This is a genomic window from Clostridium sp. AF36-4, from assembly GCF_003435975.1.
GTDB lineage: Bacteria > Bacillota > Clostridia > Lachnospirales > Lachnospiraceae > Eubacterium_F.
On the sequence record NZ_QTVH01000044.1, the window covers coordinates 1 to 7,864 of the forward strand.

Here is a 7,864-nt window from a genome sequence, read left to right on the forward strand (position 1 = left end):
CTTCTTGCCCTTCGGACAAGAAGCCTCCCTCGCTCTAAAGAGCTCGGTCAATTTCTATTTCTGTGTCGCTATGTGTTAAACGACGTGTCCTTATATTGTATTCACCCTTTCTTCTCGTGCTGTTTCCAGTGTCATATCATTCGAAAAAACACCAAATAATGACTTAGCAACATCTACTCTGTCCTGATATGGGTTAGACAATTTTGCAACAACTTTTCCATTACAAGTAATATAAATATCCTCTGTTTCTGCAAGTATAAGATATTTGCCTAAATTAGTTTTTAATTCAGTTGCGGTAATAAACATATCATCACTTTCGTCTATCCTTTCTACAAACTGAAAGTTGATTACATTTTTTTAATAACTGCAAACATTAAGTTATTAAAATTGGGCAGCGCACTAGTGATACCTTTTTCTATTATTTCCAAACCGTTTCTTGCTATTTCGTCCTCAAAGTTTTTGAACGATACCATTCTGCACGATGTTCCAGCCACCATTATTTTCCCAGATTTATGCTCCTTTTCTTGAAGTTCAAATGCTTGGCTAATATCGCTTCGCATCTCAAATTCTCCATCGCCCATTGTACAAATAAGTGCCAATCCCTCTGGTTTCAAATGCTTATGAATGAATTGATAAAATCTATTTCTGTCCTCATCAAGAACGAGCATATGAATAACTGCAATACCATAGATGAAATCAAATAATTCATCCATATTGTCTGCCAAGCAATCCAATACACTAAAGTTCTTCTCAAAATCTGGCATTATTCTCTTGCAATACGCAATGGCCTCGTTTGAAATATCAATCGCCATTAGATTATAACCGGCACCTAATACTGCCTTTGAATCTCTTCCTTCACCACACCCAATTTCCAACAAACAATGTTCGGGTTGTATATTATATTTTTTGATTATCTCCATTACAATAGGGCTATTCTGGTCGCTTGCCCAACGGACACCATTCTGATGTGCAATTTTATATCTTTCCTCATAAGCGGCGTAGTATTTTCTGTTGTCGTTCTTCATAATATACCTACTATTATGTATCGTTTCAGAAACTTTGAACCCCAGTTTCTCATACAAAGAAATGGCTCTTTTGTTTTTTATAAATACATACAATATAATAGGTGCACGAACAGATGCACAACACCTCTTTACTACTTCCGAACCAATTCCGTGATTTTGGAACTTAGGAAACACAAACAAATCATCTATTTCAAATTGTCCGTCTTCATTTTGATAAAAATGATAATATCCTGCTTTTTCACCATTGGCATGAACAGTTGTATATTCATCAATCGAATTTTCTATCTTTTTACGAATCCAGTTCATTACCTTTGGATAATCAATTGTTTCCAATTGTTCATAATCGTGAATCAGTTGCTTGCACAATTCATAGATTGGCTCAATATCTTCTTCTTTTGCTTTTTCGTATGTTATATTCATAAGCCACCTTTCATTGCTTTCCAAACCTCCGCCAATATCTATCGTTTTCATTTTCGTCCATCCTCCAATCAATTTTAACTGTTCTGACTATCTAGCAGGTTTGCAAACTGGAATTTAATATTGTAAATTCTTTTCCATATACCCACATGTAAATGGGAAAAAATCAAATTTTTGTGTACCTATATGTATAAACTCAAACGACTCATACCATTTTCTTAATACATTATTTTCTTCAACGATACTAATGTTAATCTTATTACAATTTAATTCTTCCGCAATCTTAAAAGCATGTTTTAAAAGTTCCTCTCCAATTCCTTGATGTCTATATGCAGGTATTACAGATAAATTATTTAATTCACACTCGTTATTATCTTGCACAAATAGAGAATAATATCCCACAATATCCTCTTTGACATAAAAAGCATACATAGGTCTATGCTCTTCAAACAAATGATACTTTAATCTATCTTCTGTTGTTGCAAATGCTGTAAATCTTGGCGCATTTTCAACAGTAAAACCGAACTCTTTTGCAACCGTGGCAAAACTTTCTTTTATTACTTTTACACATCCAGCAATATCTTGTTCCTCTACTCTTTTAATCATAATATACACATCTCCTTAAATTCCGATTCCTCAGTTTCAAAAATTGGAATTTATTACTTATTCATTTCATCAACTAAGCTTGCTGCTTTTACCGTCATTTCCACCCATCCAGGCACAAAACCACTGCGCAATGCATTTTTTACCGATTTAAGATTTGACCACGCACAGCAGTAAAATGGTACTTTGCCTCTTTCAATTATTTCAATTGCAAGATTACTTGTTAGTGATGAAGCAATTCCCATTCTTCGATATTCAGGCAAAACATCGACACCTATCTGCCACATATTATCACAATCCGCTGAACACGCTGCGAGACCTACAAGCTTCTCACCATCATATGCTCCAACTCCCAGAACATCTAACTCTTTTCTATCTGCACACAATGCATTCCCCCACATTGGAAGATACAAATCTGCAAAATCTTTTTGTTCTAACACTTTAAGGACATAATTGCACTCTAATCTTTTCAATCGTTCCATATCCGGCAAAAAATACTCTGCCATAAAACATACTCTATATCCTTTTTCTTTCATCCGTTCATCAAGCCAGTGCATGTTAGGCGTCTCAAAACAATGATAAAATTCAAACTTACTCAGATATGTTTCAACTATTTCTTTAAATTCATCTTTCACAGATGCAACTACATTGCTTCCATAAGACACAAAATTACAAGCGATAGGTTCTTTATAATATTTTCTTGCCAAAGGTCCAACTCCAGATTTAACAAATACATTTGTATCCTGAAGGAAGTCAGAAACCTTTGCATTTGTGTCATATGCAGATTGCTGCATTGCTATATCCATTATTTCTTTATTCGTCATAACTTACTTCCTTTTTTATTCTTTATCCGATACTAAATTATAAATTGTTATCATTCACTAAATATGAATTTACCAATCCGACAAATTCAAATCTTCTGTTGCTTTCAATCTCTCCGCAAGACTGAAAGTTTATTCACTCTCTATATCATCGATTATTTCTTTTGCTCGATATAAGATAGGTAATTCTCTATTTGCTACAAGTGTTCCTAATCGTGTATTCTTTCTATTTTCATATTCTCGAACTGCTTCTTCATAAGACAATTGCAATGTAGATAAATGAAAACTATCTATTTCATCCTGCGTTAAATTTTTTTCCCCAAATGATTTTACTTTACACAAGAAATAATTATTAATATTATGCCTATGAATCAGGTTATAATAATCACTTACAACTCCTATTTTAAAAACTATTTCTACTGATACACCTAATTCTTCTTTTAGTTCTCTTTGAATGGCAGTTTGTAACTCCTCGCCTACCTCAACTCCTCCGCCAGCAGTTTCAATTAATGTTGCTTTGCCAAAATCATCATCTCGCTCGGCTCTTACTAAATAGAATATTCCGTTTTCATCATATACAATTGCTCTAGCAATATTTCTATCATGGTCAATATAATCAAATTGCCATTGCGTATCCTGCAGTTCAATATATATTTCTTTATGCACCATATATTCCCCCTGATAATCGACATCAAAATTCAAATTTTCTGTACCCTATAAAATTAATTTATTGGGATTTACCAAATCGCCAAACAACGATTTACCTTTTTCATTATCATTATATCAATACCTCTCCCATATCACAAAAAAAATGTTTTTTCTACAAATCTGCAAAAACTTTTTCTACATCAACGACCTCTTCTCCATTGTCAATTCCCCTTTCATTGCAATCTTTGATTTATTGCTTCAATCCACCCACTATCATCACTTTCAAGCAACTCTAAATAGTGCCCAAAATTACTGCTTCCTGTAATTGAATCATCTACCGCTAATTTGCTAACTCTCTCACGCATATCTTTGTAATTTTCTACCGTAATATACTTCATAATCTCTTTGATTTGATCTGCCCGCCCCTTATAATTTTGTACACCAGTATACTTTTTTATCAATGGCGCATTCACTGGCTTTGCTGGTGATTTCAAATTTTCATCCGTCCAATGTTTCGATATAATCTGCATTGTACATGGATTTCCAAACATAACCACTTCATTAGCACCAGCTACACCATGAAAAGCATTTATTTTTCGCTTTATATCCTCGTACTGCTCATGCGGTTTCTTTTCAGTATCGCAGAAAATTAACACAAGTTCATCTGCTCCATTCTGGTATCGATCCTGATATCTAGCAGGAATATTTCCATTGCCACCAGCATTAACAAGGTTGATCTGATACTGTTTATTCCATACATTCAATTTATTTAAACAGTCAAGATATTCGTATTCCTCATTGCCTTCACAGATAATACAGATTTTATGATTATCTAAAAATTTAGGAAGCTTATTTATCATGGGCATCCCCCTCTCTTACATTTCCCTTTATACTAAGTAAGGAGTTAATCAATTCCGGATCTGGCAATGCGCCAAGCGCACCCTTCCTGTATTTTTCCATTATATCCGTTGTATCTCTGACGCCCTGCTGCGCTGTAAACTCAGCAAGTGAATAAACATACACTCCATCTGCGTCCTTATGAACAAACCAAATCTGTTCCTTTCTGAACATCCTTTTGCAGTCCATAAGGTTAATGTCATGAACGGTAAATATCATCTGCGCATTGGTGTTCAATTCATTATTAAACATGGCTACAATCGCTCTTGTAAGTTTGAAATGAATGCTGCTGTCCAACTCATCCACAACAAGAATTCTGCCTTGTTCAAGTGCCTCAATCACATAACTTGCCATCGCCGCTATCTTCTTTGTTCCTGTGGAATCAAATATCATGCTTGGTACATGAACTCCCTTGTAGGTAGAAACCAAACGGATCTGATCCATAATCTGATCCGGAATGTCCAACACTTTCTCTTCTGGTTTTTCATCATCCTCATCCATTTTAATTTGAATTTTATCCATATCCACATACTCAAAGTTATCCATATACAAGTCTGCGTTCTTGATAAAATCCACAATTTTTTCCTGTAATTGGTTCTTATTTTTCATAAGTTCAATCGTGTGCTGCATCGGAATATTATTCATATTAATGATGTCAATTTTCTCTGCAAATCCAACCAAAATTTGTTTCATCTCGTTGATGCGTTCAAACTTTGTCGTGTCAATCACATAACACAACAAACTATTCTTAGATACAACAGGAATCATAAATTTTAAATTCTCATCGTCACACTCGTATATTTCGCCAACAGTATCTTTCTTTAACCAGCAGACTTCTTTTTCATTATTATATTGATCCTTCAATATCTCAGAAAATGATTCGTAAATATACTCTTCTTTTTCACAGTCATACTTAAAATCATAGGAAAACTTTCTTCCATCTGCTAAAAAAGTTATCCCCAGTGAACAAATCTTGTTTGAAGTGAATATATTAGGCATCAACCCATTCCCTTTATTCAAAAGCACACCTTTTATGGCTCTGATACACTTGATCAAGCAGGTTTTCCCTACATTATTCGGACCATATACTCCAGCTGTCTTGAGTATATTGAAGTTGTTTTCTTTATGGACATTCGATCCAAATTTTTTATTTCTCATATCTGCTTTCATTGAGAATATGATGTCATCCTCAAATACAAAACAGTTTTTCGCTCTAATCTCAATAATCATGGCACATTCCTCCTAGTCATTTTCCCTATTGGTAATTATTATACCATAAATTATTTTTTATGCAATATTTCTTCATAAAAAATAATTAGTGCTTTTATTTGTCACCAAAAGCACCAATTATACAATCAATCCCTTTTATTTTGCATTTATCCTTCCGGTACATTTTGACTATTGCTATCCCAAATAATAGTACCCTTATGATTTATCAACTCATAACATTAATTAGAAATACGTACTATACCACATACTGCCCTTTGATAATCAGGTAATGTATTTTCTTTATCCTGATAAAAAAATTATAATCTCTTTTTTTTCATATTCAGCATCTCCTAAAAATAATTAAACAAATAACATCTCCATACACCGCGCTCAATTTAAGAAACAAAAAATAAAGCAAACATCAATATCTAATATACCTTTTTTCTTCACTACCATTATATCAATACCTCTCCCCTACCACAAGCAAAAGTTCTTTCCCCTCATCTATACTTTCTTTCAAATTTTATTTGTATAAAGAAAGCACCAAATAATTTATAATTTCATTGGTGCTTGTCTTATAAATTCCAACCTTGATATTGTATTGTTAACACATAAACAGTTTTGTTCGGTTCATCAATACGAAAAATGGCAATATAGTTATCAATCAATAACTGATGATAGCCTTTTGCAGCATATCTACCCTCATTTCTCTCTTGGTGAGACTGTGGAAAAGTCTCTAAACCTAAAATAGCTTTCTTAATTCTGTCAACTTGTTCTTTAGCATTTTCAGGAGCCAATTTCTCATTTGAGATATATTCATAAATGTGATCTAATTCACGTATTGCTCTGGGGTTGACCTTTACTTTGTATTTATCCAAAATGTTTTTTCTCCAAATCTGCAAAAACTTTTTCTGCGTCAACGGCCTCTGCTCCATTATTAATTTCCTGCTCGGATTCGAAAATTGCTTGGTCGATGCGATTCATTCTTGCAAATTTATCATATAGTTCACTACTCATAACAACCAAGTCACTATATCCATTTTTTGTGATAAAAATAGGCTCCTGTTCCTTGTGTGCAATATTGGATATCTCGGTTGTATTGCGTAAATCCTTAATAGGCATAATAAGTGGCATGATACCTCTCTCCTTTCTTTGTCATAATTATAGCATAATTATGTCTTGTGTACCAATAAAAATTCGACAAACTGGAATTTAGGTGTAACTAAAGTCTTATCTTATATGCCCCTTTCTTCGAGCATAATCTCCAATTATAAAAGCAACTGCTATAATCAACAAAATAAATATAGATAATATATCCCAAATATCAATTACCGCCTCGCCAATCACTTTTGATAATATACTATTTATCAAAAGTGTAAGTGGAATAGCAAACAAGAATGTGATTCCTGTTGCCAAAAACTTTCGTTCTTTAAGTCGATAATATAAAGCATAAATTATCCAAAGAAATGCAAGTGAGATAATCGACATAATCACACCTATGCTGAACACCTCATTCACTTTTATCAAAATACTTAATATGTACATAAATGGTACTATAATTATACTAATAGCAATCATCGCCACCAGTACTCCCCTTTTTCCTAACAATATAACCGGAAACAATGTGAGCCATGTAACCAATATAGAACTAAGCACAATTAATGACCATGTCAATGTTCCCGAAATGGCAATATCACATATGCAACATACCATAATGCCAATTATCATAGCGATTGTGTATATTGTTGATATTATTGCATTCTTGTTCATATTGTTCTCATCTTTTCTTTTTAATTCAATGAGATTTTCATTGACCTTCTCTTCGTAATTATTCATTTCTATCCTCTCCCCACTCAACAATTCGTTAACCGTAACATCTAAAATATTGCAAAGTTCCAACATGATAGATGAATCAGGCATACATTTTCCTGTCTCCCATTTGGAAACAGCTCTGTCAGTAATATTTAACTTTTCTGCTAATTGCGCTTGTGTCAAACCTTTTTCTTTTCTACAACCAGCAATAAACTTTCCTGTATCAATTTGATTCATGAAAATATGCCTCCTTCCATGATTTACTCTACAATTTCTATCAATTTTTGTACACGAACCGTAAGTAGAATTATCAAACTCAACCTTCAGTTGGGAGAAGCATTGTGTTTGACAACTCCCGATTTCTCAGTTTCAAAAACTTGAAGTTTACTTTCTCTTTGGAGTCCAAGGAATACAGCGATTCACATTTTTACA

At 33.6% G+C, this 7,864-nt stretch carries 10 protein-coding genes; all 10 read right to left on the reverse strand.

What is annotated here, in order from left to right:
• Positions 1 to 90: 90 nt before the first annotated feature.
• The 10 genes from DW005_RS13100 to DW005_RS13145 all read right to left on the reverse strand — a co-directional run bounded on the left by DW005_RS13100 (position 91) and on the right by DW005_RS13145 (position 7,669).
• Positions 91 to 306: a type II toxin-antitoxin system Phd/YefM family antitoxin gene (locus DW005_RS13100; protein WP_117480100.1), complete on the reverse strand. Its 216-nt coding sequence runs from the start codon at positions 304 to 306 to the stop codon at positions 91 to 93.
• Between the two features lie 41 nt (positions 307 to 347).
• Positions 348 to 1,496: a bifunctional GNAT family N-acetyltransferase/class I SAM-dependent methyltransferase gene (locus tag DW005_RS14295; protein WP_242989488.1), complete on the reverse strand. Its 1,149-nt coding sequence runs from the start codon at positions 1,494 to 1,496 to the stop codon at positions 348 to 350.
• Between the two features lie 63 nt (positions 1,497 to 1,559).
• On the reverse strand, positions 1,560 to 2,048 hold the full coding sequence (locus DW005_RS13110; RefSeq protein ID WP_117480101.1) for a GNAT family N-acetyltransferase: 489 nt from the start codon (positions 2,046 to 2,048) through the stop codon (positions 1,560 to 1,562).
• Between the two features lie 53 nt (positions 2,049 to 2,101).
• Entirely contained in the window at positions 2,102 to 2,869 is a 768-nt protein-coding gene (locus DW005_RS13115) for a GNAT family N-acetyltransferase (RefSeq protein WP_015516238.1), read from the reverse strand.
• A gap of 129 nt (positions 2,870 to 2,998) precedes the next feature.
• Positions 2,999 to 3,535, reverse strand: a complete 537-nt coding sequence (locus DW005_RS13120; RefSeq protein ID WP_117480102.1) for an NUDIX hydrolase — start codon at positions 3,533 to 3,535, stop codon at positions 2,999 to 3,001.
• Between the two features lie 212 nt (positions 3,536 to 3,747).
• Complete coding sequence (locus DW005_RS13125) at positions 3,748 to 4,374, reverse strand: hypothetical protein (protein WP_117480103.1); 627 nt, start codon at positions 4,372 to 4,374, stop codon at positions 3,748 to 3,750.
• Positions 4,364 to 5,641 (reverse strand): ATP-binding protein, encoded by a 1,278-nt coding sequence (locus DW005_RS13130; RefSeq protein ID WP_117480104.1) that lies wholly within the window; start codon positions 5,639 to 5,641, stop codon positions 4,364 to 4,366. The genes DW005_RS13125 and DW005_RS13130 overlap by 11 nt, the downstream gene beginning before the upstream one ends.
• A gap of 554 nt (positions 5,642 to 6,195) precedes the next feature.
• On the reverse strand, positions 6,196 to 6,498 hold the full coding sequence (locus tag DW005_RS13135; protein ID WP_117480105.1) for a type II toxin-antitoxin system RelE/ParE family toxin: 303 nt from the start codon (positions 6,496 to 6,498) through the stop codon (positions 6,196 to 6,198).
• The gene (locus DW005_RS13140; protein WP_117480107.1) at positions 6,491 to 6,754 is read right to left on the reverse strand and encodes a type II toxin-antitoxin system prevent-host-death family antitoxin; all 264 of its coding nucleotides are present in this window, start codon (positions 6,752 to 6,754) and stop codon (positions 6,491 to 6,493) included. Before DW005_RS13140 ends, DW005_RS13135 begins: the two co-directional genes overlap by 8 nt.
• A gap of 96 nt (positions 6,755 to 6,850) precedes the next feature.
• Entirely contained in the window at positions 6,851 to 7,669 is an 819-nt protein-coding gene (locus DW005_RS13145) for a helix-turn-helix domain-containing protein (protein ID WP_117480109.1), read from the reverse strand.
• Between the last annotated feature and the right edge of the window lie 195 nt (positions 7,670 to 7,864).